Annotated in this window: 23 protein-coding genes; 14 read left to right on the forward strand and 9 right to left on the reverse strand. The window is 37.6% G+C overall.

Annotation, left to right across the window (positions count from 1 at the left end; translation table 11 throughout):
* The first annotated feature begins 45 nt into the window (after positions 1-45).
* The 7 genes from proC to H4J70_RS14900 all read left to right on the forward strand — a co-directional run bounded on the left by proC (position 46) and on the right by H4J70_RS14900 (position 5,014).
* Positions 46-861, forward strand: coding sequence for a pyrroline-5-carboxylate reductase (gene proC / locus H4J70_RS14870; protein WP_182251343.1), 816 nt, complete (start codon positions 46-48; stop codon positions 859-861).
* A gap of 41 nt (positions 862-902) precedes the next feature.
* Positions 903-1,451, forward strand: coding sequence for a YggT family protein (locus H4J70_RS14875; protein ID WP_070374256.1), 549 nt, complete (start codon positions 903-905; stop codon positions 1,449-1,451).
* A 94-nt stretch (positions 1,452-1,545) separates the two neighbouring features.
* Positions 1,546-1,986 (forward strand): DUF4426 domain-containing protein, encoded by a 441-nt coding sequence (locus H4J70_RS14880; protein ID WP_070374257.1) that lies wholly within the window; start codon positions 1,546-1,548, stop codon positions 1,984-1,986.
* A gap of 85 nt (positions 1,987-2,071) precedes the next feature.
* Complete coding sequence (locus H4J70_RS14885) at positions 2,072-2,665, forward strand: XTP/dITP diphosphatase (protein WP_182251344.1); 594 nt, start codon at positions 2,072-2,074, stop codon at positions 2,663-2,665.
* Between the two features lie 2 nt (positions 2,666-2,667).
* Positions 2,668-3,816 carry a radical SAM family heme chaperone HemW gene (gene hemW / locus H4J70_RS14890; protein WP_182230159.1) on the forward strand — a complete coding sequence of 383 codons (1,149 nt, stop codon included), beginning with the start codon at positions 2,668-2,670 and terminating at the stop codon, positions 3,814-3,816.
* Between the two features lie 2 nt (positions 3,817-3,818).
* Complete coding sequence (gene tadA, locus H4J70_RS14895; protein ID WP_182230160.1) at positions 3,819-4,331, forward strand: tRNA adenosine(34) deaminase TadA; 513 nt, start codon at positions 3,819-3,821, stop codon at positions 4,329-4,331.
* Positions 4,332-4,375: 44 nt separating this feature from the next.
* The gene (locus H4J70_RS14900; protein WP_182230161.1) at positions 4,376-5,014 is read left to right on the forward strand and encodes a lytic transglycosylase domain-containing protein; all 639 of its coding nucleotides are present in this window, start codon (positions 4,376-4,378) and stop codon (positions 5,012-5,014) included.
* On the opposite strand, the gene H4J70_RS14905 is transcribed toward H4J70_RS14900, so the two are convergent.
* Together H4J70_RS14905 and H4J70_RS14910 are read right to left on the reverse strand one after the other, a co-directional pair.
* Positions 4,970-5,584 carry a MarR family transcriptional regulator gene (locus H4J70_RS14905; RefSeq protein ID WP_182214130.1) on the reverse strand — a complete coding sequence of 205 codons (615 nt, stop codon included), beginning with the start codon at positions 5,582-5,584 and terminating at the stop codon, positions 4,970-4,972. The genes H4J70_RS14900 and H4J70_RS14905 overlap by 45 nt on opposite strands.
* A 5-nt stretch (positions 5,585-5,589) precedes the next feature.
* On the reverse strand, positions 5,590-6,264 hold the full coding sequence (locus H4J70_RS14910; protein WP_182213965.1) for a nitroreductase family protein: 675 nt from the start codon (positions 6,262-6,264) through the stop codon (positions 5,590-5,592).
* 376 nt (positions 6,265-6,640) lie between these two features.
* Here H4J70_RS14910 and H4J70_RS14915 point away from each other — a divergent pair, with 376 nt between their 5' ends.
* Positions 6,641-7,531, forward strand: coding sequence for a universal stress protein (locus H4J70_RS14915; protein WP_182213967.1), 891 nt, complete (start codon positions 6,641-6,643; stop codon positions 7,529-7,531).
* Positions 7,532-7,674: 143 nt separating this feature from the next.
* Here H4J70_RS14915 and purL read toward each other — a convergent pair whose 3' ends face one another.
* The gene (gene purL / locus H4J70_RS14920) at positions 7,675-11,601 is read right to left on the reverse strand and encodes a phosphoribosylformylglycinamidine synthase (protein WP_182214132.1); all 3,927 of its coding nucleotides are present in this window, start codon (positions 11,599-11,601) and stop codon (positions 7,675-7,677) included.
* A 262-nt stretch (positions 11,602-11,863) separates the two neighbouring features.
* Between purL and mltF the strand changes: the two genes are divergently transcribed.
* Positions 11,864-13,234 carry a membrane-bound lytic murein transglycosylase MltF gene (gene mltF / locus H4J70_RS14925; protein ID WP_259364767.1) on the forward strand — a complete coding sequence of 457 codons (1,371 nt, stop codon included), beginning with the start codon at positions 11,864-11,866 and terminating at the stop codon, positions 13,232-13,234.
* 272 nt (positions 13,235-13,506) lie between these two features.
* Here mltF and H4J70_RS14930 read toward each other — a convergent pair whose 3' ends face one another.
* Entirely contained in the window at positions 13,507-14,097 is a 591-nt protein-coding gene (locus H4J70_RS14930) for a carboxymuconolactone decarboxylase family protein (RefSeq protein WP_182213970.1), read from the reverse strand.
* A 484-nt stretch (positions 14,098-14,581) separates the two neighbouring features.
* Here H4J70_RS14930 and H4J70_RS14935 point away from each other — a divergent pair, with 484 nt between their 5' ends.
* The gene (locus H4J70_RS14935; protein ID WP_182213972.1) at positions 14,582-15,352 is read left to right on the forward strand and encodes an ABC transporter substrate-binding protein; all 771 of its coding nucleotides are present in this window, start codon (positions 14,582-14,584) and stop codon (positions 15,350-15,352) included.
* Between the two features lie 122 nt (positions 15,353-15,474).
* On the opposite strand, the gene cysS is transcribed toward H4J70_RS14935, so the two are convergent.
* Positions 15,475-16,860, reverse strand: coding sequence for a cysteine--tRNA ligase (gene cysS / locus H4J70_RS14940; protein ID WP_182213973.1), 1,386 nt, complete (start codon positions 16,858-16,860; stop codon positions 15,475-15,477).
* Positions 16,861-17,050: 190 nt separating this feature from the next.
* On the opposite strand from cysS, the gene H4J70_RS14945 reads away from it, so the two are divergent.
* The 3 genes from H4J70_RS14945 to H4J70_RS14955 all read left to right on the forward strand — a co-directional run bounded on the left by H4J70_RS14945 (position 17,051) and on the right by H4J70_RS14955 (position 19,471).
* The gene (locus H4J70_RS14945; RefSeq protein ID WP_070374269.1) at positions 17,051-17,542 is read left to right on the forward strand and encodes a peptidylprolyl isomerase; all 492 of its coding nucleotides are present in this window, start codon (positions 17,051-17,053) and stop codon (positions 17,540-17,542) included.
* 9 nt (positions 17,543-17,551) lie between these two features.
* On the forward strand, positions 17,552-18,307 hold the full coding sequence (locus H4J70_RS14950; RefSeq protein ID WP_310733535.1) for a UDP-2,3-diacylglucosamine diphosphatase: 756 nt from the start codon (positions 17,552-17,554) through the stop codon (positions 18,305-18,307).
* A 150-nt stretch (positions 18,308-18,457) separates the two neighbouring features.
* A complete protein-coding gene (locus tag H4J70_RS14955; protein ID WP_182213975.1) occupies positions 18,458-19,471 on the forward strand; it encodes a GGDEF domain-containing protein in 1,014 nt (337 codons plus the stop codon).
* A gap of 20 nt (positions 19,472-19,491) precedes the next feature.
* Here H4J70_RS14955 and H4J70_RS14960 read toward each other — a convergent pair whose 3' ends face one another.
* The 4 genes from H4J70_RS14960 to H4J70_RS14975 all read right to left on the reverse strand — a co-directional run bounded on the left by H4J70_RS14960 (position 19,492) and on the right by H4J70_RS14975 (position 24,742).
* The gene (locus tag H4J70_RS14960; protein WP_182213977.1) at positions 19,492-20,259 is read right to left on the reverse strand and encodes a tRNA isopentenyl-2-thiomethyl-A-37 hydroxylase MiaE; all 768 of its coding nucleotides are present in this window, start codon (positions 20,257-20,259) and stop codon (positions 19,492-19,494) included.
* Positions 20,260-20,594: 335 nt separating this feature from the next.
* Positions 20,595-21,686, reverse strand: a complete 1,092-nt coding sequence (locus H4J70_RS14965; RefSeq protein WP_182251349.1) for a lipocalin-like domain-containing protein — start codon at positions 21,684-21,686, stop codon at positions 20,595-20,597.
* A 7-nt stretch (positions 21,687-21,693) separates the two neighbouring features.
* Positions 21,694-24,105, reverse strand: a complete 2,412-nt coding sequence (locus H4J70_RS14970; RefSeq protein ID WP_182251345.1) for an ABC transporter permease — start codon at positions 24,103-24,105, stop codon at positions 21,694-21,696.
* Positions 24,089-24,742 (reverse strand): ABC transporter ATP-binding protein, encoded by a 654-nt coding sequence (locus tag H4J70_RS14975; RefSeq protein ID WP_182213981.1) that lies wholly within the window; start codon positions 24,740-24,742, stop codon positions 24,089-24,091. Before H4J70_RS14975 ends, H4J70_RS14970 begins: the two co-directional genes overlap by 17 nt.
* Positions 24,743-25,293: 551 nt before the next feature.
* Between H4J70_RS14975 and H4J70_RS14980 the strand changes: the two genes are divergently transcribed.
* Entirely contained in the window at positions 25,294-26,700 is a 1,407-nt protein-coding gene (locus tag H4J70_RS14980) for a diguanylate cyclase (RefSeq protein WP_182213982.1), read from the forward strand.
* Positions 26,701-26,725: the final 25 nt, after the last annotated feature.

Genomic DNA, 26,725 nt, shown 5'->3' on the forward strand with positions numbered 1-26,725 from the left:
TACAATAGTTAAAATATTCACATTCTTATTTATCATAGGTATTTCATGACAAAAATTGCTTTTATTGGCGCTGGTAACATGAATGGCGCAATTATTTCTGGCTTAGTAAACACAGGCTTTGCCAATCAAGATATTATCGTATCAAACCCTTCACCTGAGAAGCGACTGGCTTTACAAGAGCAACTTGGTATTAAAGAAACAGCAGACAATATCGTTGCGGCTAATTTTGCAGATTTTATTGTACTTGGTGTTAAACCTCACTTTATTGCTGAGGTTTGCCAAAAAATCAGCCAAGAAATTGATATTAGCAACAAGTGCTTTATTTCCGTTGCTGCTGGCTGCACTGTTGCACAAATGCAAAAAGCCTTAGCTAAACCTTGTGGCATTATTCGTACTATGCCCAATACCCCCTCGCAGATTGGTTTAGGTGTTACTGGTTTATATGCCGACGAAAATGTTAATACTCAACAAAAACAGGTTGCCGAAGAACTAATGAGTTCGGTAGGTATTATCAAGTGGTTAGCCACTGAAGATGAAATTGACAATATTATCGCAGTTTCTGGCTCAGCGCCTGCCTATTTCTTTTTGTTTATGGAAGCAATGGAAAAACAAGCGATAGCGTTAGGTTTTTCAGCAAAAGAAAGCCGTGAATTAGTGCAGCAAACCGCTTTAGGTGCTGCGCAAATGGTGGTAAACAACGATATTCCAATCAGTGAATTACGCGCTAAGGTCACCTCAAAAGGTGGTACAACCAATGCTGCTATTAATTCTTTTATAGATGATGGTTTGGATAAAATAGTAACAAATGCAATGAACAGTGCATTGCATCGCGCTAAAGAAATGGCGCAAAATAACGTTTAATACGTTTGAATTTTATTAATTATTAAGTTTTGGAGAAGTAGATGGAAGCCATTAATTATTTGCTGAGCTTTGCCTTTGACGCATTATTAATGTTGTTAGTTTTACGTGTATGGTTACAATTGGTCCGTGCTGATTTTTATAACCCGTTAAGCCAGTTTATTGTAAAAGTTACCAACCCAGCCGTTATTCCGCTTCGCCGCGTTATACCTGGTTTTGGTGGTATTGATGTATCAACATTGTTGTTAGCTTTTGCCGTAGCAGCGTTAAAGTTTATTCTTATCCCATTACTTAATGGTGGAGATATCAATATTATTTCGGCGCTATACTTAGGTCTTATTTATTTAATTAAACAAACGGGTGTATTGCTATTTATGTTAATGCTCGTTATGGCATTAATGAGCTGGGTAGTTCAGGGTTATAACCCTACGCAAGCTATCTTCCAGCAGTTAACTGAACCGTTTTTAAAACCGATAAAACGTATTGTACCCAGCATTGGCGGTTTAGACTTATCTATACTTATTGCTTTCTTATTACTAAACGTAATTAATATTTTCCTATCTGGCGCCATTCCAGGTTGGGCAATGCTATAATAACGTAGAAACAATAAAACAGGTTTTGTAATAATTTGGCTATAAAACCTGTCTTATTAAATGTATGGATCATTAAAACAAAAAGGAACACATTATGAAAAATATCTTTCAAACCTGTTTATTTATTATTTTAGTTTCATTGACCCTAGTCAGTAACGTTTTTGCTGAAAACATGAAAAAATTGGGTTCGATGCAAGTTCATTATATGGCAATAAATGCCACATTTTTAACACCAAAAGTAGCAAAAGCTTATGATATTGAACGTAGTCGTTTTAACGGTTTAATTAATATTTCGGTTTTAGACGATACTAAACCGTCAACGCCAGCTAAAGCAGTAACTATTCAAGGAAAAGCTCGAAATGATATTGGTCAAATCAAAACCCTTGAATTTGACGAAGTAAAAGAAGGTGATGCTATTTATTATTTAGCACAAGTTAATTACACCAACGAAGAAACCTTTTACTTTGATATCACCATTAGTGACGGCAAAGAAACCCACCAGCTTAAATTCAAACAGAAATTTTATGTTGATTAATCACTAATTGCATACAAATAATTAATATATAAAATCAGGTTTTACCTGATTTTACTTTTTCATTTCTACACGCTCAAGGTACAAAATGTCAACCATCGTATTAGCCACAGGCAACCCAGGTAAAGTTAAAGAACTTAGCCATTTATTAGCCGCACATAGCATTGAAATAAAACCCCAAAGTGAATTTAATGTCAGTGAAGTGGCAGAAACAGGCACTACTTTTGTTGAAAATGCCATCATTAAAGCGCGTCATGCAGCTAAAATAACGGGCTTACCGGCAATCGCTGACGACTCAGGTTTAGAGGTTGATGCATTAAATGGCGCACCGGGGGTTTATTCGGCGCGTTACGCGGGTGAAAACGCTAGTGATAGTGACAATACTGATAAACTGTTAAAAGCATTAGAGAATATACCTAATGAACTACGTACCGCTCGATTTCATTGTGTGCTGGTTTATATGAAACACGAGCACGATCCAACGCCGATAATTTGTCATGGCGTTTGGGAAGGCACAATTACCCATGAAAAATTGGGCGAACAAGGTTTTGGTTATGATCCTATTTTTTGGCAAGAGCTACAGCAACAAACTTCAGCACAATTGCCTCGCGATTTAAAAAATAGTTTAAGTCACCGCGGCCAAGCACTTGCTAAGCTTGTACAACATTTTGGTGTTAAATAATAATGCTACAAGCGCCCCCGCTTTCTTTATATATCCATATCCCTTGGTGTGTTGAAAAATGCCCATATTGTGATTTTAACTCACATGCTTTGAAATCAGCGGTTCCAGAAGAAGAGTATGTAAAACATCTTATTGATGATTTAGATGCAGATATCGCCAAGTTCTCTCTAAGTGATCGCCCATTACACACTATTTTTATTGGTGGTGGTACACCGAGCTTATTTTCTGCACAGGCGATTGAAAGTTTATTAACCCAAGTCCTTGCGCGCTTCTCACATAAAGATGACATTGAAATAACGTTAGAAGCGAACCCAGGCACCGTTGAAGCTGAAAAGTTTATTGGCTTCTTTAATGGTGGTGTTTCAAGACTATCGATTGGTGTACAAAGTTTTGAATCTGACAAACTAATAAAATTAGGTCGAATTCATGACAGTAACCAAGCAAAAAAAGCAGCCGAGTTGGCTTATTCTTGTGGTATAAAAACCTTTAATCTTGACTTAATGCATGGCTTACCACAGCAAAACATTGCTAACGCCCTTGATGATTTAACCACCGCTATTTCACTGAATCCAACCCATTTATCTTGGTATCAGTTAACAATAGAACCCAATACCGCTTTTCATTCTCGCCCGCCTAAGTTGCCTGAAGACGAAGTACTTTGGGATATTCAAGATCAAGGTATCGCCTTATTAGCTGCCGCGGGTTATCAGCAATACGAAATATCGGCTTACAGTAAACCCGGTTTTGAATGTCAGCATAATATCAATTACTGGCAGTTTGGTGATTATCTGGGCATTGGCTGTGGCTCACATGGCAAAATAACAGATCCACTTAATGGTAAAATTTTCCGTACCATCAAAGTAAAACACCCTAAAGGTTACTTAGACGAGAGTCGTCCACACTTAGATCATTTAGTTGAAGTCAGTGCACAAGAATTACCTTTTGAATATATGATGAACAGACTGCGCTTACATGAACGTTTTAGCTTAACGGAATATCAACAAAGAACAGGCTTATCAATTGAAACTGTCTTGCCGACATTGCAAATCGCTAAACAAAAACAATTGATGCAAGAAAACAATGATGGCACTTGGCAAGTCAGTAAATTAGGTCATCGCTATTTAAATGACTTACTCGAGATGTTTTTATAGTGATGGATAGTGAAGCACAACAAGCATTAGACCAAGTGTTTATGCAACGAGCTTTTGAGCTTGCCCAACAAGCAGAAGCGATTAACGAAATCCCCGTTGGTGCTGTGGTTGTCGCTAATAATCAAGTGATAAGTGAAGGCTACAATCAGTCGATTACACTTAACGACCCATCAGCCCACGCTGAAATGGTTGCGATACGCCGAGCTGGCTTAGCTTTACAAAACTACCGTCTGCTCGACTGTACGCTCTATGTAACATTGGAGCCTTGCCCAATGTGTGCTGGTTTATTGGTACATAGCCGAATTAAACGCGTGGTGTACGCGACGCCAGACTTAAAAACAGGCGCTGCAGGTAGTGCCTTTAATTTATTGTCTGATGAAAAGCATAATCATCAAATTGTGCTGTCTTGTGGCATTATGGCAGAAGAATGTAGCCAATTACTGTCCGCTTTTTTTAAACGCCGCAGAGCTGAGAAAAGAGCACTAAAACAGCAAGCGAAGTTAGTACAAAAATAAGCGCTATACTCAGTATTATTGTTACTTCAATCTAGAGCGTTTTATTGAAATTATCTTGCGGCTTATTGTTCCTATTTATGTGCTTCACTCATCATGCCATTGCAGAAGATAGTGTGAGAGTTTACCAATATCAATCAGAAAAAGGCATCAGCTCTTTTTCTGATATTCCCCCTAGTACCTCAAGTTATCAACAGATCAGCATAGGTTGCTTTGCCTGTAAACTTAACGCTATGGTTAACTGGCATAACACGCGTTTATTTATTGATCACTTCAGATCAACCATCAATCAACAGGCAAAGCTTTATAAAATTGACCCTGCCCTTATTCTTGCGGTCATTCATGCCGAATCACACTTTAACCCACAAGCTTTGTCTAAAACTGGCGCACAAGGGCTCATGCAGTTAATGCCGGCAACAGCTAAAGCGTTAGGCGTTAGGAATTCATTCGATGCTAAACAAAATATTAGCGCAGGCAGTAAACATTTAGCACGTTTAATAAGAAAGTACGGTGGTAATATTACGTTAGTTTCAGCGGCCTATAACGCAGGCGAAGGTGCTGTTAAAAGGTATAACGGCGTGCCCCCTTTCCCTGAAACTGAAATTTATGTTGAACGGGTAAAAATTTTACATCAGCGCTATTTAACCCACATCACCACTTCGCCCTTTTTTGTACCAACGAATTAATTCTTTTTGATCGCCAGGAGCATCTTCACCTCGCGCTATTTTAGTGAGCGCTTGTTTCGCTAGTAATTGTTCGACTTTATCTTCAATTTTACTGAGCGTATTATAAAAAGCACTAGTTTCATCAGCGGTTAAAACACTTTCAAGCTCTTTTGAACGCAACTCCATCGCGGTAGTAAGCTGTTGATATAACGCCTTACCTTGGTCATTTAGGGCTAAAATTTTAATGTTTTTACTTTTTTCATCTCGACGAATGTCGATTAAACCTTTTTTATCTAATGCTTTTACTGCACGACTAACATTATAAGAATCAATACGAGATTGATAAGCAATGTCCGCTGATTTAATCGGCATGTATGAGCCAATATTTAATAGAACGCGCATTTCTCTGGGTTCTAGATCACAGAGATCACGAATTTTCCAGTCACGATTTAAAGCGAGTAAATTGCTAACAACCGCGACTCTAAACGGTAAGTGCTTGGTTAAATCTAAGGGTTCAGCTATTTCTTTCGTTAGTCTAAACGCTTTATTTCTGGCAGATATAGTAATGAGAGTACCTCGGGGTTTTAAAATAAGGACTACAAAAAAGTCGCAATTTCATTCAGTGGTTTTTTAACTAAAGCATGCTGAGGCACAGTAGCATCTTCGCTTGGATAGCCGGTAATAAGTAACATATAAGCGCGATCATTTTCTGGACGTCCACACACTTTACTTAAAAAAGACATAGGTTTTGGTGTATGGGTTAGCGTCACTAAACCAGAGGTATGCAAGGCATTAATTAAAAAGCCCGTCGCGATCCCAACAGATTCATGAACATAATAGTTAGTGTTTTTCTCTGTTGAACTTATGCCACCTTTCTTTTGGCTGAATATGGCGATAAGCCATGGTGCATTTTCTAAGTAAGGTTTATTAGCATCTGTGCCGAGCGCTTTTAAAGCACCTAGCCACTCTTCACCTGCTCGGCCTTCATAAAAGCCTCGTTCATGAAATTCAGCCTGTTCTCTAATTTTCTTTTTTATATCGCTACTATGCACAGCGACAAAGTGCCAAGGTTGATGATTAGCACCACTTGGCGCCGTTGCAGCCGCTTTTATACAGTTTTCTATAATCTCTTTAGGCACAGGGCGATCGCTAAAATTGCGAATGCTATGGCGACGCTTTATATCCAAGTAGAAGTTTTCAGAACGCAAGCGCATTTCTTCAACAGGGTATTCAATGTAATCGGTGAGCGGGCTTGAGTCATGATCTTGCATCGAGATTTATCCATTTTATTTAATACCAATAGCTAGCAGGATATAACACTGTACAGATATTGCAAGTGCAACAACAATTATAGTCAGCATGCTATTTTCCGTACCTATATTTTTACACTATTGTCGATAAGTTAAATAAATTGAAATCAAAGCAGTTAAGTAAAATTACGCTTTATAATTAATTTTACAATTAACGCTAATATTTTCAATAAACTAAAATCAACAATTAAAATCTGTATATATGTTCTACTTTTTATGATTATTTTATTATAAATCCTTCCTTTTTAAGTTTAAATAAGTCTTGTGGCTACATAACCTATTTTCATAAATAAACTATATTTAATTATTTGCTTTTAAAGTAACTGGAGACACTTCCATGGATAGCTTCTCAAATATATTAACGCTAGTTAAACCTAGAACGAGCGATTTAATTTCACTAAAAAAATCGATACTTTTGGCTAAAAATAATCACGCTCGCGTCACTGTTTTAGCAACAAAAGAAAAACCTTCTCGCTATCAACGCTGGCTTAATCATAAAACAACGACTGAGTTAGATAATGAAGAAAAAATTAATAGCTTAATTCATCTTGCCAAACAAGAAGGTATTTCTATTAACTATAAAATACGCGAGGATCGCGATCAATTTATCACGCTAAAAAAGCAACTAAAGGAAAATCAGTATGACTTGGTGGTAGCAGAAAACCTAAAAAAAGCACCACACCTTTGGACATTTGAACAAGCAGAGTATACGCATTTATTACGTGTTTCAGATACGTCAGTTTTATTCGTTGGTGACCATCAATGGTTAAATAATGGCAATGTACTAGCGGCTATTGAAACAGAGGAAAATACCGTAACGCATAAAACATTTAATAATGAAATTATTGAAAAATCATCTGATTTAGCAAAACTATTAATGAGTGATATTCATTTGTTTAATTGTTATTTAGAAAGTTGCAGTGTTTCCTTTCAGCCAATGAAGTCAATGAAACAATCTAAAAATCATTTAGATCATCTAACATCATTCGTTAAACCCTATCATTTTAAAGGTGAAAATTTACACGTTGAGGAAGGATTAGCCGATGATATTATTCCATCTTTAGCAAATAAATATAATGCGAATGTTGTGGTTATGGGATATGGGGAACACCAAGGATGGTTATCTAGAATTAAAGGTCACACGCTTGATTATGTTTTAAATAACTTACATTGTGACTTGTTAGCATTAAAGCAATCTAATAACCATGCAAATAAACCACACCACTGAGCAAAAATTATTTTCTTATTAAAACAACCCTATAAATAATTTTCTGATTAAAATAATTTTAGACAAAAAAAATACCGTTCACCTTAAGTGAACGGCATTAAATGGTTAAGTGCTTTATTTTTAACTAGACACACTCAAAAAAATTAACCAATAAAAGCACGCGCATTACGGAACATGCGTACCCAAGGTGAGTCTTCTTGCCATTCATCTGGGTGCCATGAGTTTGCAACCGTTCTAAAAACACGCTCAGGGTGTGGCATCATAATAGTAACACGGCCGTCTGTTGTGGTTAGGGCGGTAATACCGTCTGGCGAGCCGTTCGGGTTAGCTGGGTAAGTTTCAGTAACTTGACCATAGTTATCAACATAACGCATTGAAACCGTGCCAGAATCATTGGCTGCGCCAATGGCTTGTTCAGAACTAAATTCTGCATGACCTTCACCATGAGAAACAGCAATCGGCATACGAGAACCTGACATGCCTTTAAATAATACTGAAGGGCTTTCTTGAATTTCAACTAATGAGAAACGTGCTTCAAAACGTTCAGATTTGTTTTGTACAAAATGTGGCCACGCTGCTGAACCTGGAATAATTTCTTTCAGGTTAGATAACATCTGACAACCATTACAAACACCTAAAGTAAAAGTATCTTGGCGTTCGAAAAAGGCTTTGAACATGGCTTTAGCATCTTTGTTAAACAAGATAGATTTTGCCCAACCTTCGCCAGCACCTAATACATCGCCGTAAGAGAAACCACCACAAGCGACTAAACCGTTAAAGTCAGCTAAATCGGCACGCCCTGATAAAATATCAGACATATGCACGTCAATGGCAACAAAACCAGCACGGTCAAAAGCGGCCGCCATTTCAACATGAGAGTTAACGCCCTGCTCACGCAATATCGCAATTTTAGGGTTAGTGCCCTGCAATGAATCTTGTGCAATTAACTTAGCAACAATATCCTCATTAATATCAAAAGTAAGCTCAGCATGTAAACCTGGGTCTTCGGTATCGTACTTAACATCATGTTCTTGTTGAGCACATTCAGGGTTATCACGCAGTGACTGCATTCTGTAGGTGGTTTGTGCCCAGACGGTACGATAGTAAGTACGAGAATTTTCAAGTACTACCTTGCCATCACGGCTAAAGCGAAGCGTATCTTCGTTATTAATTCGGCCGATATCAGTACAACAATCTAAAATTCCATGAGCCGCTAAAATAGCATCAATCGCTGCAACATCGCTTTCACGAATTTGAATAACAGCGCCGAGCTCTTCATTAAACAATACGTCAATGTCATTACCTGAAACTGAGCTTAATTTTGTTAAATCAATATCAACACCGGTGTGACCAGCAAAAGCCATTTCAACGACAGTTGTGAATAAACCACCATCAGAAATGTCGTGATAAGCAATAAGCTTTTCATCACGAACCAAGGTTTGCATAGCATTAAAGAAGCCTTTTAAGGTTTCAGGACAATCTACATCGGGGGTTTCATTACCCAAGTGCTTATAAACCTGTGCTAAACATGAGCCACCTAAGCGCTTTTTACCTTTTGATAAATCAATAGCTAAAATTCGAGTCTCGCCTTGATCTATTCTTAACTCAGGGGTGACTGTTTTTCGAATATCTTCAACAACACCAAAAGCAGTAATGATTAATGACATAGGTGAAGTGACTGATTTTTCTTCGCCGTTATCTTCCCATTTGGTTTTCATTGACATTGAGTCTTTGCCAACCGGAATAGTTAAGCCAAGTGCAGGACAAAGTTCTTCGCCGATGGCTTTAACCGCTTCGTATAAACCAGCATCTTCACCTGGGTGACCTGCGGGTGACATCCAGTTAGCAGACAATTTAATACGGTTTAAATCACCGATATCTGTACCGGCAATATTAGTTAGTGATTCAGCGACCGCTAAACGAGCAGAAGCGCCAAAGTTTAATAATGCGACAGGTGTACGTTCACCCAAAGACATCGCTTCGCCATGGTAAGAGTCAAGCGCAGAGGCGGTTACACCACAATCGGCGACAGGTACTTGCCAAGGGCCAACCATTTGATCACGATTAACCATACCTGTTACCGAGCGATCGCCAATGGTGATCAGGAACGTTTTTTCTGCAACTGTCGGTAATGACAATATGCGGTCCGCGGCATCCGCTAAGGTAATATCCGTTAAAGAGAACACATCACCCGCTGCTTTAGCTGTGGCGACATCTTTAAATATTTTAGGCGTTTTGCCTAATAAGACTTCAAGCGGCAAATCAATCGGGGTATCGCATTTAGCATTACCAGAAAAATGTGCATCAGTAACCGTTAAGTGTTCCTCTTCGGTTGCACGCCCTACCACTGAGAATGGTGCGCGTTCACGAAGACATATTTGTTCAAACGTTGCTAAATTCTTGTCTGATACTGCAATAACATAACGTTCTTGAGATTCGTTACACCAGATTTCATGAGGAGCCATGCTGCGTTCATCATTAGGAACATTACGCAGTTCAAAAACACCGCCACGACCGCCATCAGACACTAATTCAGGGAATGCATTAGATAAACCACCTGCGCCAACATCATGAATAAAAGCGATAGGGTTGTCTTCGCCAAGCTGCCAACACTTATCGATAACTTCTTGGCAACGACGTTCCATTTCAGGATTTTCACGTTGCACAGAAGCAAAGTCGAGGTTCTCGGCTGATTGGCCAGAAGCCATTGATGATGCTGCTCCGCCACCTAAACCGATATTCATTGCCGGACCACCAAGTGCGATTAAGTGAGCACCAACAATAATTTCACGTTTTTGTACGTGTTCGTCACGAATATTACCCAAACCACCGGCTAGCATGATGGGTTTATGGTAACCACGAACCTCTGAGCCATTAAACGAGTTAACTTCTTCTTCGTAAGTACGGAAATAACCTAAAATAGCTGGACGGCCAAATTCATTATTAAATGCCGCTCCGCCTAAAGGACCTTCCAACATAATGTCTAATGCTGAAACGATACGATCTGGTTTACCAAAATCAGTTTCCCAGGGTTGAACAAAATTAGGAATGCGTAAATTTGATACTGAAAAGCCCACTAAACCTGCTTTGGGCTTGGAACCAATACCTGTCGCGCCTTCATCACGAATTTCACCACCTGAGCCTGTTGCTGCTCCAGGGTAAGGAGAAATAGCTGTTGGGTGATTATGCGTTTCAACTTTCATTAAAATTTGAATGTCTTCGTGATGATAACTATAAACGTTGGTTGCTGGATTAGGGAAGAAACGACCACCTTTATTACCAACCATAACGGCAGCATTATCTTTATAGGCACTTAAGACAAAGTCAGGGTTTATTTCATGGGTATTACGGATCATTTTAAACAGCGACTTCGGCTGTTTAACACCATCAATAGTCCAGTCAGCATTGAATATTTTATGACGACAATGTTCAGAGTTTGCTTGAGCAAACATGTAGAGTTCGATGTCGTGTGGGTTTCTACCTAACTTGGTAAAGTTTTCGAATAAATAATTTACTTCATCTTCTGCTAGCGCTAAGCCTAATTCGACGTTAGCAGCCATTAATGCGTTTTTACCACCATTTTCAATATCTATAACGGTTAATTCACTAGGTTCAGCCGTCGCAAAAAGCGCAGTCGTTGCTGACATCTCAGTAAAGACCGTTTCCATCATTCGATCTGAAATTAAATGATTGAGTTGAGCCTGCTGCTTTGCATCCAAAGGTTTGCTGGTAATATAATAAGCAATACCTCGTTCTAAACGGTTAACTTTCGCTAGACCACAATTATGAGCAATATCTGTTGATTTTGAAGACCAAGGAGAAATAGTACCCGGACGCGGAGTAACCAATAAAAATTGACCAACAGGTTCATGTTCTTCAATGTTTGGTCCATACTTAAGAAGTTGCTGTAAAACTTGAAACTCTTCGTCGCTAAGATCAGCTGAAATATGTGCAAAGTGTGTGAATTCAGCATAAATATCTGTCACAGGAAGTTCTAATTCAGCGCATTGAGCCAATAACTTTTTAACTCGAAAGTCTGAAAGAGCAGGAGCGCCGCGAAGGGTTTTCATCAACATCGTCATAAACGTAATCACCAGTTTAGTTTTATTTTAGTTGCGTTTTCGCAGTTAAAATAATGGAAGAAAAATCGCGCATATTATAGTTTATATAAAGGGTTTTGATAAGCGTTAAAAGATTAACTTAAACAGTTAATCTTGATAATTGATAAAAAGTGCTTTGAATAAAGCTGGAATCACGCCACAATGACCTTATATGATTAAGATAAATTTTAAAATAGTTAAAAAAATCAGCAAGTTTGTAAGCATATTCTTCTTGAGTACTTTTTTGCTATTCGGCTGTCAGCCAACAGAAGATAATGCCAGTTTGCAGCGAATAATTGAGCGTGGCTATATTAAGGTCGGTACTATTTATGGCTTAACCAGTTATTATCTAGAAGCTGAAGACGCTGCAGGTTTTGAATATGAGCTGGTAAAAAATTATGCAGACTCATTAGGTGTTGAATTAAAAGTAGTGCCTAGCTATAGCCTTGAAGAACTTTTTGATAAATTAGACAGCGGCCAAGTCGATATATTAGCAGCAGGCTTAGCTGTGACCGATAAAAGACGTCAAAAATATAATTTTTCTCCTAGTTATGATGATATCAGCCAAAAACTCGTTTTTAAACAGGGCGGCATTCGACCTCGTGACATAGAAGATTTAACGGGGAATTTATTGATCATGGCGCATTCAAGCCATGAAGAAAATCTTATTCAATTAAAAAATAGCCATCGTGAGTTAACTTGGCAAATCAGTGATGAATTCGATAGCGAAGAATTATTACTGAAAGTATTATCAGAAGAAATTGACTACACCATTATCGACAGCAATACCCTAGCAGTTAATCGCCGCTATTATCCTGAAATCAGCATTGGCTTTACCATAAAAAAACCACAACCTTTGGCTTGGGCAGTTAGAAAAAATAATGACCAATCAATCTATGCCAGTCTTGTTGAATTTTTTGGCAAAGTACATCACGACGGTACATTATTAGCACTTAATGACAAATATTATGGTCATGTTGAAGAGTTTAATTATGTTGATACCCGAATGTTTATTAAAGCGGTTGAAGGTAAACTGCCTCAATACCAACCGCTCTTTGAAAAGTATAGCCAAGAGATTGACTGGCGATTATTGGCCGCGATTAGTTATCAAGAATCTCATTGGGAACCTCACGCCCGCTCGTATACGGGTGTGCGTGGTATGATGATGTTAACTTTGCCAACGGCTAAGCAAATGGGTATTAAAAGTCGCTTAGATGCTGAACAAAGTATTCGTGGTGGCGCTAAATACTTTAAACAAATGATCGATAGAATGCCCGATAGAGTACCTTTCCCCGATCGTTTATGGTTTGCACTTGCCTCATATAATATTGGTTTAGGCCATTTAAATGACGCACGAAAAATAACAGAAAAACAAGGTGGCGATCCCGACCGCTGGGTAGAGGTTAAAGATCGCTTACCATTACTTAAACAAAAAAAATATTACAAGCCAACTCGATACGGTTATGCCCGTGGTGATGAAGCGGTAAATTATGTTGAAAACATCAGACGTTACTACGATACCTTGACTTGGATGGATAATAAATCAAGAGAATATGTTCTTCCTGAACCGTTGGAAACGCAAGCCATCGCTATAATAGAATAACTTAAGTTGATAATCTGTGTTAATGTGAAGTTAGCTGTTGTTTCACTCAATAACTTTTACGTTGTCATCAAAGTGAAACATAGTTAAGCAATACTAAGTAAGTAGATAACTTCAAAGAGAGTCAAAATGAACAATAAAATTAGACGGCAAGTACAAAGTTCCCATAGAAAAAGACAGTTACAACGACAAAAACATAAGATAAACACCCGTCGCTTGGGACATTTCCTAATAGAAAACCAATAGAAAATCACTATTGGTTTTCACCAATAACCTTAAGTATGCTTACCTTGAGTCCATGTTGACTCGTTCAATAGTCGATTACCTGCATCAACAGCCCCTGTTTCCATGGTTGTCCCCATAGAGTCATTCCAACGATTTAAAAAGCCAAATAAAGATATAACGCTAAGAATTTCAATAATTTCACCGTTATCCCAGTATTTATGTAGTTCGCCAGATATACTATCGTCAACAGCATTGGGTACACTTGAAGCCGCAAGCGCAAATTCAAACGCTGCTTTCTCCGCTTTACTGTAGTTATCACTTGTTCGAAAAGACCAAATATCAGCTAACCTTTGGTCAGTCCCACCATAGCGCTCTGCCGCTAAAATTGTATGTGCCTCGCAATAGCGACAACCTGTATTAGCACTGGTTATATAACCCACCAAACGTTTTTGTTCAGCGGTTACTCTACCTTCATTTGCCATTACAGCAATATTTAAACTAATAAAAGCCTTAGCTATAGCTGGGCGCCGTTGCATGGTCAGTACACTATTCGGACAAAAACCTAACGTTTCATTAAAGAAACGGGCAAGCTCAGTAATGTCTTCATTTTCATCGCCAGTAAGTGGCTCGACTAACACCATAACTATCTCCAAGTATCGTTAAACTAATCGTTAATGATAGATTAGTGCAAACCTGAGATATTGCAAGTGCAACATCATCAATTTATGTAACTGATAGGAAAGTATCAAATAACAAGGCGTTATAACGCCACGGAAACGGCGATGAGAATCAGCTAAATTGACTTTAGCAATAATAAATTAGACGCGTTCGCTGTTAAGCAGCGAACAACAACAGGGCCAGCTAAATCTAGCCGTATTACTGTTTATCTAGCGGATAATTAATAGTTTCAACGCCAATATTAATTTATTTTTATCGACAGCAACTGCACTTTTTGCTTTTAAATTAAGCTTATGTCAATGTAGATGTAACAAATTGTTGCTGTTGGTACCATTGATAGTGCAGTATGATGATATAAATTTGTCTACAATCCACTTCTAGGCAAATAAAGTTACCGTAATATCAGGATCTCGATTCATTAATTAGCTGATGCATGGAAGAAAGAGAATGAAAAAATATATACTCTTAGTTCTATTATTGATTGTAAATAGTCCTGCTCACACTGCTCCTTCAAGAGATTATGCGGTTGGTTGGGAGTTATGGTATCCCTATCAATACCACAATAAAAAACAAGAACTTGTTGGTTTAGATTTCGATATTTTCAATGCGATTATTAAAGAAACTAATTTCAAGGTAACCTTCACTGAACTGCCTTGGAAAAGACATTTACAATACATAAAAACAGGAAAAATGGATATGGCGATGGGTGCATCCTATACGCTTGAACGAGAAGAAAACGCCTATTTTTCTCTACCTTATCGTCTTGAGAAAGTTAATCTTTTTGTCAAAAAAGGCATGGCTGATAAAATTAAGCTCGAGACATTAGGTGATCTGGCTAATTCTAATTATATGATTGGTGTTGAAGGGGGATATTTTTATGGTGAGGAATTTCAAAAACTTATTACAACCAAAGACTTTCAAAGCCATATTAATAACGTTATCGACCTAGAGCAAAATGTAGCACTATTGCTAAAAGGTCACATCGACGGATTTTTGGTCGACCCTGTAACGATGAAAGTGTTCTCTGAAAAATATTTTTTGCAAGATGAGTTTGAGATGCACTCATTAAAAATATACCAAGATAATATTCATATTATGTTAAGCCGTGAATCCTGCACTATTGAAACCCTTAATCTTATTAATAAAGCCATTACAAAATTAAAACAAAGCGGCGAAATTGCTAAAATAATTAACCGCTGGACAGCAAATAATCAGTAATTAACACCTTATTTTGTAAATCATCTAATTTAAAAAGCAACATGCATTTAAAAAAAAACCTCAATAACAATGTGTTATTGAGGTCTCATTCTTTTATCCACTGGCTGTTAACCGTCTATAAATTAGCTTTTACGCCAAGTGGTTTTACCAGCACTGTCTTCAACGATAATATTCATCGCCGCTAATTTATCTCGAGCTTCATCAGCTAATAACCAGTTTTTACTTGCTCTCGCATCATTACGTTGTTTTATTAACGCTTCAACTTCAGCGACTTCATCGCTGTCACCTTTTCCTTGTAAAAAACTTGCTGGAGATAGTTGTAATAAACCAATCAATTCTCCCAAACCTTTCAGCGTCGCGGCTAAATAAGGCGCCTTATCACTGCTTTCATTTTTAGCGACATTTAACTCTTTGGCTAAATCAAATAATACCGCTAACGCTTGTGGTGTATTAAAGTCGTCATTCATTACTTTAATAAATTGAGCAACAAACGTGTCGTCCTTATCTAGTGAAAAATCAGCAAGCACCTCAACATCACGCAAAGCCGTGTAAATACGCTCTAGAGCAGAGCGTGCCTGTTCTAAATTATCTGTAGAATAGTTTAGCTGACTACGATAATGTCCAGAGGTTAAGAAGAACCGAACAGTTTCTGAGTCATACTGGCTTAGCACATCACGAATAGTGAAAAAATTATTGAGTGACTTTGACATTTTTTCTTGGTCAACTTGCACCATACCAGTATGGATCCAATAATTCACGTAAGGGGAATCAAGCGCACAACAACTCTGTGCTACTTCATTCTCATGGTGTGGAAACTGTAAATCTGAGCCACCACCGTGAATATCAAAATGATGACCTAGTTCTTTAGCGCTCATCGCTGAACATTCAATATGCCAACCAGGACGCCCTGCTCCCCAAGGTGATTCCCAACTTGGATCGCCTGGTTTAGCTGACTTCCACAAAACAAAATCCAGTGGTGACCTTTTACTTTCATCGACTTCTACACGAGAGCCTGCTTGTAATTGCTCTAAATTTTGACCGCTGAGTTTGCCATAGTCTGCAAAGCTCGACACAGCAAACAACACATCGCCACTAGCGGCGACATAGGCATGCTCTTTTTCGACAAGTGTGACGATCATGGCAATAATTTCGTCCATGTGCGTCGTTACTCTTGGTTCTATATCTGGTCGTTCAATATTCAAACTATCAAAGTCTTCATGCATTAATGCAATAGTACGCTCGGTAAGCTCGTCTGGTGTTTCGTTATTTTCTTGTGCCCGCTTAATTATTTTATCTTCAACATCGGTGATATTACGGACATAATTTACGTCATAACCAGAAAACCTTAGGTATCTAGCAATGTTGTCAAAGCTAATATAAGTACGTCCATGACCGATATGACATAAATCGTAAACCGTACAACCACACACATACAAACCGACTTTACCTGCTTCAATTGGGGTAAAAACTTCCTTCTGGCGGGTCAATGTATTGTATATCTGTAACATAAGATTTTCTGGCTCCGATCACGATTAAAATAGGGGTAATTAATAGTTAATAAAAATTATATCAATTTTCGATAATTGTACCCGAACAAAGCGCTAGGGTCATTATTTACCTACACATTATCCATAAGTTTGCTTTACAGTTCTGTGCTTTCGTTTACAATTCCCACATCGAAATTGAAGAGTAAATAAAATGATCATTTTAAAAACAAACTTAGGCGATATCAAAATTGAATTAAATTTTGATAAAGCACCTCTTACAGCAAAAAACTTTCAGCAGTATGTTGAAGACGGTTTTTACAACGGCACTATTTTTCATCGTGTCATTAAAGGTTTTATGGCACAAGGCGGTGGTTTTGCTTCTGGCTTAGAAGAAAAAGATTCTCGTGAAACCATTCAAAACGAAGCAAGTAATGGCTTAGAAAATAAGCGTGGCACTTTAGCGATGGCAAGAACACAAGAGCCACATTCAGCTTCAGCTCAGTTTTTTATCAACTTAAGCGACAACGATTTTTTAAATTTTAAAAACGAATCTGTGCAAGGTTGGGGTTATTGTGTATTTGCTGAAGTTGTTGAAGGCATGGACATTGTTGATAAAATGACTCTGGTTGAAACTGGTCGTATGGGTTTTCATGACGATGTACCAACAGAAGAAATCATTATTGAATCAGCGATTGTTGAATAATAAAAATTAGTGACTAACGCAATAAACAACAAATCAGTAACCTACTTTATTGCTGATTTGCATTTAGCGCAAAACAGGCCCGATATAACGGCCTGTTTTTTGTCATTCCTTGAAAAAGATGCCCCTAACGCCGAAACACTATATATATTAGGTGACTTATTTGAATACTGGATTGGTGATGATGATAAAAATCCTTTTGTCGTCGAAGTAGCCCTCGCGCTAAAAGCATTAAGCATGCTAGGTACTCGTATTTATTATATTCATGGTAACCGAGACTTTCTCTTAGGGAAGCGCTATGCCAAAGCTTGTGGCATGACGTTATTACCTGAAGTGGATGTTATTGATCTCTATGGTAAACCCGTCGTTATTATGCATGGTGACACTTTATGTACACGTGATATCGCTTACCAAGCCTTTAGAAAGAAATCTCGTTCTTGGTGGTGGCAAACGATGATTAAAAACTTACCACTGTTTGTACGTAAGAATATTGCTGAAAATTATCGCTTAAAAAGCGCCAGTGCAACGGCAATGAAGTCACAAGAAATAATGGATGTCACCGAGACAGAGGTTATTGACAAGCTTGAATTACATCATTGTCAGTTACTTATTCATGGACATACTCACCGCCCTAACATTCATCATATCCAAGCCAATAACCTACCTGCTCAGCGCATTGTTTTGGGTGATTGGTATGAGCAAGGCGCATGGTTAAAGGTAACAAAAGACAGTATAGAGTTACTTTCTCAAGTCTTTAAAACGCCTTAAACTTATTTTTTCAATAAATTAAATACTGCTGTTATAAATAAGTAATACCTCGACAAAAAAAATGATTAAACCAGCTATTGTGTCGCATTTTCCATTGAGTTTTCTTTTAATTAACTGTTATTATGTAGAAAAATAATAAAGGAAAATAGGATGCAGAGAAGTTTTGATCAAGCAATAAAACTCGCAGAACAAGCTAAAGAATTTATGCTTTTGCATCTAATTGCGCCCATACCGAGCCATTACGCTGTTGCCTACTGTTATTTTTCAAAAGAAAACGTGTCACTCATAAAAAAAATAGATGGGCAATTAAGCAGCAAAAAACCACTCGACGCTATTTTTATCGACGCATTGTTTAGTGAGTTTCTTTCAAACAGCCAAAATATTGAAGATAATATATTTACACCTTTTGGCGAGACACTGAACAGTACCTTAGCGCAACTTGATAACCAAGTTTCAAGCGGACAAGCAGTAATAAGTCATCTCAATAAAATAGAAAAAACGCTTGGTCAGCTAAGTGTAGAAAAGCCTCTCCAAAACATTACTACTTTTTTACTTAATGCTATAGGACAATCGACAGCTCAACATGAGTCTTTATCTACTGAGCTATATAAAGCATCTGAAGAAGTATCACAGTTAAAACTGAAGTTAGAAGAATCTCGTCAAGAAGCCCTAATTGATACCTTAACAGGATTATTAAACCGTCGAGGCTGTGATAAAAAATTACAGGCACTATCACTTGATAACATTCATTCATCATTAGTTATCGATATTGATCACTTCAAAAAAGTGAATGATTCTTTTGGACACAGTGTTGGCGATAAAGTGATTCAGTTGGTGGCAAAAATCATCAAAGAACACGTCACACCTGATGACATTCCTGTGCGCTACGGCGGTGAAGAGTTCGTGGTGGTATTATCAAATAAGTCGCAACAATTTGCTCATACGATGGCTGAAAAAATACGTTTGGCTATTGCGAAATTAAAATTAGTACAACGTCAAAGTAATACTCAGCTTCCGCCTATTACGGTATCTATTGGGGTTGCCGAATTACACAATAACATGACATGGGCAACATTATTTAATAATGCCGACCAAGCGCTGTACCAAGCAAAAAATTCCGGCAGAAATCGTTGCGTATTAGCAAGCGCCAATACTGCAGCTTAACTTGAAAAAGCTAACTAAGCTTAAAGAGTCGCTGCAGGTAAGCCACTATGAAACTTAAAGTCTTCATCTGCACTAATAATTAACGTCGCTTCGATATCAGCAAAATATTTTATTCGTTCAGAAATATCGGTTCCAGCAATATCTGTCGCTAATGATAAGTAATCTTGATAATGGCGAGCTTCAGAGCGTAGTAATGATATATAAAAATCACCCAGACGTTTATCAACATGAGGGGCTATTTTAGCAAAACGTTCACACGACCTAGCTTCGATAAAGGCACCGATAATTAACTTATCAACCATAGCATCAGGTTCAAAAGATTTTACATGACGAAGTAAGCCTTTCGCGTATCGGCACGGCGTAATACTTTGATATTCAATACCATACTCATCCATCATTTCTAATACTTGGTAAAAATGATGTAGCTCTTCTTTGATCAGTAAGACCATTTTGTCGATAAGGCCTTGCCCATGTGCTGAACCTGACTTAGGTAATATGGCTTTAGTTAACTTGTTTTTCGACGGTAATGAGCGCCAATCCCCTTGCCTTTTATAGATTAATTGCTCGAATGGCTGCAGCCATGCCAACAAAGCATCACCGCTTTCTTTATCAACTGCATATTTTCGGATCAAAAACATAGCGGACTGAGCTGCTTTTAATTCACACACCAGGTGATCAATTAATAGCACGGGTAAATTTTCAGGCTTAACGGCTTCATCAATCCATGCTTGTGGTGTTTCACACTTTAAGAATGACAATATTGGAGATAATAATTTTGTATTCGACATTTGGTGAAATTCTTCACTATATACACTAGATTGATATCGATTTTATCATACCCTTATTAATAATTGCGCGGCTATTTTCAGAGAAAGTTAACGATCCAATAATAATTGAGTATTGTCTATGCTACTTTAAACGCGAAGACCACAAAGTAAGGGGTTTTATGAAACACATTATCTCACTCAGTCCCCTTTTAGAGAGTAAAAAAATAGAGAGTAAAAAAAGTAATATTATCAGGTAATGATGATGGCAATTTTTGCATATAACTTACGCATGACTGCTTTTATTAGTCATTTTGACCAGGGTTTGCAAAATAAAATAACAACATAATAATGAATAATTAATGGCCAGTAATTTCGGCATAGCCAATACCATTAAAACCACCCGTTGCTTTTACTCGTCCTTCCCAGTAAGGGATTGTTAATTGATTACGTGAATCTTTGGTAATACTTTCAATAATAATGATTGGTCTATTCGTTAATTCAACCTGCCATTTACTAGGATAATCGTGGTTATTTAATGTCACGGTTTCAATAACAGACAGCTTAATATCTTCTTTAAAAAGCGGTGTTGTTTCGCCATTGGGGGCTATCTCACTACCACTACAATACTCATAATTATTATCATTACCTCGAATACAAAAGAGCATGAGCCCTTGCTTTTCTGATTGAGTGTCAACAATACTGAACCAATCCCAACCGAGTTGATTTTTGTCGAGTAAACTCGCCGACCACTCTCTGTCATACCATGCATTCCCCGAAACGTTATAGGTGTTACCCGCAAAAGTTAGACGGCCTTTTACCTTTAAAAAGGGATAACTAAAGTAATAAGACGCATGACCACTTTGTGTTTTTTGGCTATAGCCCTTGTCGCCATGCAAGGCTATTGGGCTGTCGCTTAGTGTTAGTGCTATTTCATAGTTTTCATGTGCTGCTGTTAAATTGAGTGGCAAAAATTCGTTGTTGATACTGCTCAACTGCCAATCATCAATACTGGCATCAAACGGCGAGCTAATGACCTTAGCTTGCCTTGCTCGTGAAAACCGTTCAAACGCAACATGATCTTGTTGGTGTTGCATGGCAAAATGAGCAAAGTAAAGATTGTTATCCCACCATTGTGACTCAAGGTTGCCTGGCATTAGTGTGCGAAATAATGTCCATTGAACCCCAAAAGTCTCGCCAGTGCCACTTTGCAAATTAGCCGTTACATACCACCACTCAATACCTTGTTCAGCATGAATACCATGATCAGCGGGAAAGATAAGAGGAGTGCCCTGTATTACCGGTTTGCCAATAGCCACTTGTAATTTAGATGAGGTTGTTTTTTGCTCAGTCGGTTGACACGCAGACAGCACAAAAATTAACAGCACAAGCGTAAACCGTACAAAAACAAACGGAGTCAATAATACCCCGGTCAAAACGTGTCTTTTTATCACGCGATTATGACTCCTTAGTCGCTAAGTTAGTTAATTTTCGGATCGGTAAATAGGCACATAAAACAGAGACTCCAACTAGCGTTAAGCACGTTATTAATAAACTGCTTAAATCTAAACTAAAGTGAATAGTCCAGCCAAAGGCAATTGGCATGACAAACTTTAATAACGCAAAGCCCAGTGCGAAGCCAAGCGGAATAGCAAACAACGCAGTAAACACAACCACGCCTCCTGTTTGTAGCAGTTTCATGGTTAATAATTGCCCTTGTGTTACGCCTAAATTACGTAATATGGTTAATTGCTTTAATTGATTAACACTTAAACTTAATAGGCTGGTACACAAACTTAACAATGCAATAGCGAGAATAAAACCATTGAGTGCTTTGGTCACTACAAACGTATCTTCAAACAAGGCATTAGCTATTTCTTTAAATTTTTTATTGGCTAAAATTTTTGTACTGTCTTGTTTAAATTCGTCCATTAAACGCTCGCTAAAAACAGCAACGGAAGTACGACTTTTTAGCCGTATTGAATAACCAAAAATATCACGGTTTAGTGCTGCTGTTTTCTGGCGTTCCTCTAACGTAAGTAACGATATTCTTGGGTTACCATAATCATAAAAGAACCCTGTTATACGACAAGTAAATTTAGTTGAATTTTGCTTAAATACCATCACGTCATTTAATGAATAATTAAACTTAATTTTACTTTGTTCGTTAGCCAAGCAACCTTGACCATAAAAATTTTCTCCATTAATGGCTGAGCCTGAAGTCAGCGAAATATGTTGATAATGTTCAAAGCTATTACCAAAACTTGCAAGATTCGCAGGTACTTTATTTACATCACCATCACTTTGCATATAGATACTCAACTTCTCAACTTCAGGTAAGTTAGTGAGCGCTTGCCTTAAAGTATTATCGAGTTTATCTGAACGTAAATAAATATCTGCACTTAATTGCTTTTCAAGATGGGCATTTAACGTATGGCTAAAGCTTTTCACCATAATTTGCATGCCGATAGCACTGCCAAGCGCCACTAGAATTGCAATAATAGCAATATGAAGGTCTTTTACATGAAGTCGGGTATCGGCATGAAGCCATTGTGTTAATGGATTTGTGATTGTCAACGGTAATGAAACCAAGAGAGACAGTACTTTAGGCACAAGTAAAATAAACAACATTAAAAGCGCAAAACACAGCAGCAAGGCTTGATACTCATTAGTCGCATAATAGAGTAACCCTATGACTGCTACTAATGTACTGACCAACAAACTATAGAACATCAATTGACTTTTTTGGGCAACTTGCTTGGCTTGCGCCAAAAGTATTACCCCCAAAGCCGAAATATTAAGGGCAAAGCCTAATAAGACATTTGACCATTGCCAATTGATCACAAGCGCTTTATCGAGTTGATACAAGCCAACTAGAGTGATGTTAACATCAAGCACTAATGCATTAGCAATTAAATAACCACCTAATGTACCTAATAAAGCAGTGCAAACACTAACAATAATAAGTTCAATGACAAGACTCAGTTGAACACTTAACTTAATGCAACCTAATAGCTGCATTTGCTCTATTAATTTTTGTCGCGCAGTTAACGTCAGTTTTATCGCATTAAAACTCAAAAATGCCGCAACAATATAACCAAGCATGGCAAGTGCGGTCAGATTAAAAAAGAAGGCTTCAGATAAAACATCGAACGATTGTTGCTCTGCATCAATCAACTGTGCTTGCCCAGTAATTAGCTGTGCTATTTCTACTAATTGCTGCTCGCTAACATGCGAGAGCTCAATAAAGCTGAGTTGCCCTTTAGCTGCTAATAAATAATCAGCATTGGCGATATCGGTGATCGCCCAAAGTCCAATATTGTCAGCTAATACAACTTCAGGTTGTTGCTGATCGTTTTGCAGCGAAAATTTTATTGGTTCACCTGTTTTTGTTACGATGCGTTTTGCAAATTTCGAGTCAACTAATAAAGTAGAAAGGGAAAAGCGTTGAGCTGTTTTATCAACATTTTCATCACTTTGTTGGTATTGCGCACGGTTTAACCACAGCAGAGTATCCACACCCTGAATGGCAAGTGTTTCTCCGTTGTTGGTTTTTAATTGACCTCGTAAAACGGGTTGAGTATTGATAAAGCCATGTTGTCGTAAAGTGAGCCATATATTGCCATCAATAAAGTACTTTCCTGTTAATGGCTTAATTAAATGTGTAACGGGGTTATTGATTAATGCGGAAGAATTTTGATAGCGTGTATTAGCCTCTTGATTAAGGCCAGAAATTGCGGTTAATAGTGCACTACCTAGACTAAAACCTATAAAAAATAACGCCATTAACCAAGGATGTCTTCGATAGAAGGCTAAATGAGTGGCGATAATAAGTTTAATTTCATTGGTCAAATTATTCAAAATGACCATCTCTAAGTACTTTTACATGGTCAAAGTAATCGGTTAATTGATGACTGTGAGTCACCATCACCAAATTGATTTTTTGCTCACTGCATAACTCAGTAAGAAGTTTAACGACTTGGTGCGAGCGCTGCCGATCTAAGTTACCTGTTGGTTCATCTGCAAAAATTATCTGAGGTTTGTTGAGTAACGCTCTTGCGATGCCAACTCTTTGTTGTTCTCCACCTGAGAGTTTTTCTGGCAGTGAATCGAGCTTACTTTCGAGCCCAAGTTTATTGACGATATTGTCAAATTCATCCGCTGGTTTTTTGGGGTAATTGAGTTTGTGTTGAAAGAGAATATTTTGCTTTACGGTTAAACAGTCAAGCAATTGGTAATGCTGAAATATTAGCCCTATTTTACGACGATACAGCGCAAGTTCTGTCTCATTCAGTGATGAAAGCTCTTGATTGTTAATACTTACCGAGCCACTATCTGCTTGCAAGAGTCCCGCTAAAATATGTAAAAAGGTTGTTTTACCTGAACCACTATCACCAAGTAACGCGAGGTGCTGTGCTGCAGGTACAAATAAATCGAGTTTATTTAAAATATTTTGTTTGTTGCCGCCATCATTACGGCTAAAAGATAAGTCCTTCACGCAAATCACGGTAACTCCTTATTATTAGGTAGAATATCATGGTAAAAACACTACAAAATCACCCAAAAAGTATTTAATCCCCTAAAAATCAACCCTTCATTCAGCGAGATAATTATGAGTAATAATTTCATTTAGCCGACACTAAGTGAGTAATTAACAATATAAATAATTTTTTTACAGCTCCATTAACTCATGCCTCGTGTTTAACATTATAAAAAATAAGGTAGGCGCTAATAGTGTTGTGGTCGAAATATCGTAAATAACTAAGCTATGGGTACTAAATTAGTGTCTATTTATCATAGCTATATCAAGAATTATCACTTATTTACACAAGATGATCAGAAGTGTCTATACTCAAAGTAAGCTTTAAAATAGCGATATCACATATATCATACCTTATAGATTTATAAATCTATAAGGATACTCGTTTGGGTAAACTCAACACTTAATAAAACTGTCTGTAAAATTTTTATTTCATGGTTAGACGTTAATGAATGAAATGAGTAAATATTATCAACTGTTTGATATTGCATAGCTAATACCAAACCAATAGGTTACAGATGAATATTTCCACTGGCAATAAAATCGGTTTTTTATGCTTTATCGTCATATTAAGCATGTGGGGTTATGTTTTCTTTCATATTATTGGTATTTTTGATCTGCGAGCAATTAAAGATGAAAAGCACCATATATATTCGCTAACCATTGCTAATGAGCTACGCCAAAGTTCAGATGACCTAACACGTATGGCACGCACCTATGTGGTTACCGGGGATGAGATTTATAAAGAGTATTATTTTGACATCATTGCAATACGTAACGGAGATTCTCCTCGACCAAAAAAATACCCTCCCACTTACTGGTATACGTCACTTACACCAGAACGGTTTACTTCAGATAAATTAGGCATACAAGTCCCATTAAAGACTCTTATGGGAAATATGGGCTTTACAGAAAGTGAGTTATTACTACTTCAACAGTCCCAAAACCGCTCAGATAATTTAATGACTATCGAAAAACAGGCTTTTGCGTTAATGAAAGGACTCTACAATGATGGTAAAGGTACGTTTACCCTTAAAGGAGAGCCTGATAGGGCTTTTGCTATTAAGCTATTATTTTCACCTCAATACCAGCAAGAAAAAATTGCCATTATGCAACCTATTCAAAAATTTATCGATGCTGTGGAGACTAGGTTAATTGTCGAGGCTGATGAGTTTAACATTAAGCAAAAAAAATATTTATGGTACGTCATTTTATTATTGGTTATTTCAACACTTATGGCGTTAATTATCACTTTTTATGTCAGAAATAAGATTGTTCTGCCTATATTTTCACTGGTTCACGATGCACAAAATATAGCTGAAGGAAATTACCAAGCACGTAGCAAGGTCATCGTAAAAAATGAAATTGGCTCACTGAGCAAAAATTTAAATAAAATGGCTAACCATATAGAACAAGACATTAATAAATTAAAAAAAATGGCGACAACGGATGAGTTAGTTGGCATTGCTAACAGACGTGCCTTTATGAAATCTTTGCAGCTTGAATTAGAGCGATCCCATCGTTATCAATTTCCACTGTGTTTATTAATGTTAGATGTAGATTATTTTAAAGTATTTAATGATACCTATGGTCATTCGGTTGGCGATGAAGTCTTAAAAATTATTTGCAACGTAAGCCAATTAGCACTGAGAGAGAATGATCTGATGGGGCGAATTGGCGGCGAAGAGTTTGCGTTCATTCTTCCCGCTACCAACATCGACTTCGCATTAATTGTTGCTGAGCGCATCCGCGCGGCTGTTGATAATGCTTTTCTTATTATTGATAATAAAAAGGTAAAGATCACCGTAAGCATGGGAGCCACCCAATTAACTAAGCCAGATGATGTTGGTTTATTTCTCAAAAGAGCAGATGTAGCCATGTATAAATCAAAGGACAACGGTCGTAACCAAACCAGCTTTATTTAACCGCTATTGACTAATATTGATAAAA

It is taken from the genome of Colwellia sp. BRX8-9 (genome assembly GCF_014077245.1).
Taxonomy (GTDB): Bacteria; Pseudomonadota; Gammaproteobacteria; order Enterobacterales; family Alteromonadaceae; genus Colwellia_A.